2 protein-coding genes are annotated in these 1,947 nt (G+C 39.2%); both read left to right on the top strand.

Annotated elements, in window-relative coordinates; translation table 11 throughout:
• Positions 1 to 129: HHL1-like protein (locus H6F50_RS28110; RefSeq protein ID WP_347277206.1), on the top strand; the 129-nt coding region annotated here is incomplete at its 5' end.
• Positions 130 to 532: 403 nt separating this feature from the next.
• A partial coding sequence (locus H6F50_RS24800; protein WP_190430733.1) for an AAA family ATPase occupies positions 533 to 1,947 on the top strand: 1,415 nt, incomplete at its 3' end.

Below are 1,947 nucleotides of genomic sequence, written 5' to 3' on the forward strand. Positions count from 1 at the left end.
AAGGGTTCTGAATATGCAGATGAGCCAATCCAAGTTGCCGTTCCTCCTCAGCCATCTGTCCCGAACGCGATTCAAGCAACGATCGATAAGCTGAAGAATAGCTTCTCTGGGCTCTTGAAACGGGGTTAATTTGTTGTTTAGTGCAAGGATGCGATCGCTCGGTTGGTATGCGCGTAAGCGCTACTCGCATATATGCGAGTAGCGGCTGTTTGCATAGTAGGGAAGAAAACGCGCTCGCATCCAACTCACGTTTGCTAGTGCCAGCCGTGAGGGAGCGAAACTCTAAAAGGGATGAAAAAGCATTATTAAGGATGGCGATCGCTCTGACTCAAAAAATCTCACCCTGAGGGACAATCGAATAAGTTTAAGGTAATACTGTTCGGGTAAGAGAAATTGAGTAGGAATTGTACGTGTGTAGAGACGCTTTACGGAAAGTAGCTCTATCGAGATTGCCGCTCTTGCAACTCATCTTAGCCAGGAATCGTATTGAAGTTCAAGGTTCCAATCAGCGCTGTGGAGAGGAAGAACACAATTGAATTTTAATCCTGAGCTTTGTCGTAACGAGAGTGAAGTTGAAAGCAAACTCATCGTTCAATATTTGCTGCCACAGCTAGGATACACTCCTGATACCTGGCATCAAGAGATTGCTGTTGGTAGCATTCGATTAGACTTCTTGACATTTGCAGCGCAAGTCATTCCATTTGTATTAGATGACAACTCGCCATTAAGTGTTGTCATGGAAGCAAAGCATCCCAATCAAAACTTAAATAGACATACTAGCAGGCTCAAGCGCTACTTAACGAGTTTAAACGTAGAATACGGATTGCTCACTAATGGAAAAGAAGTCAGAATTTACCGAAAAATTCAAGATAACATTCAGCTAGTTTTTCACTGTCAGGGCAGAGAAATTAACTTAAGAATAGACGATATTAAAACTCTTATTGGTAGAGACAGTTTAAAGGAAAAACCTCCTGAATATCTAAACGGAACCAAAAATATCCAGCCCGATACAATTAATAGCGAAATTACTTCCCCTCAAAAATTACAAGAAAAACTTTCGATTGAAACAACAAATTTACAAGCTGATTCAACCAATTTTCAACCTCAGTCCACTGCAAATTTAGAAGAAAGGCAACCTACTGTGAAAATAATTGCGGTTTATCACAACAAAGGTGGCGTAGGGAAAACAACAACCGTAGTCAACCTAGCTGCTGCTATCAGAAAGAAAGGAAAAAAAGTCCTTATTGTTGACTTAGATAGTCAAGCTAACACTACCTTTGCCGCAGGATTAGCAAAGTTTAATGATGAAGAACTGGACGAGCTAAAAGATTGCAATGTTCGTCATTTGTTGCAGTCAGAAGATTTTTATCCTATCAACGAAGTTGCTAAAAAATCTCAATATACTAACCCTGAAATTGATGTATTGCCTTCTCACATCAGTTTAATGCAATACGAAACTGACCTAAATCAACAGGATTCCAGTAAGGTAATGCTCCTGCAAAAACTGAAAGCAGTAGAAGCTCAATATGATGTTGTAATTATCGATACACCACCATCATTAAACCTTTATGCGAGAATTGCCTTAATTACATCTGACTATCTAATTATTCCTTCGGATCTAAAACCGTTTGCTAATCAAGGATTATTAAATGTAAAAGAATTTGTTAAAAAGAATAATGAATTTAGGAAATTTTTTAATAAGCCACCTATAGAAATCTTAGGTGTTCTTCCTTGTAAAATATCTACCAATTCCAGATTTGTGCAATATACCTTACCAAGACGCTTAGAGGTTATTCCCAAACGCTACGGGTTAAACGTAATGGAAAGCGTTATATATGAAAGAGAGGAGCTGGCAAAGTGTACCGAAAAAGTTCAGATTGTAGGTAACATGGAAATACCAGATCCAATCTCGGTGCTTGATTTCAAGCCGGATTCTACCTCCGCTCA

It is taken from the genome of Coleofasciculus sp. FACHB-712 (assembly GCF_014695635.1).
Classification (GTDB): domain Bacteria; phylum Cyanobacteriota; class Cyanobacteriia; order Cyanobacteriales; family FACHB-T130; genus FACHB-T130.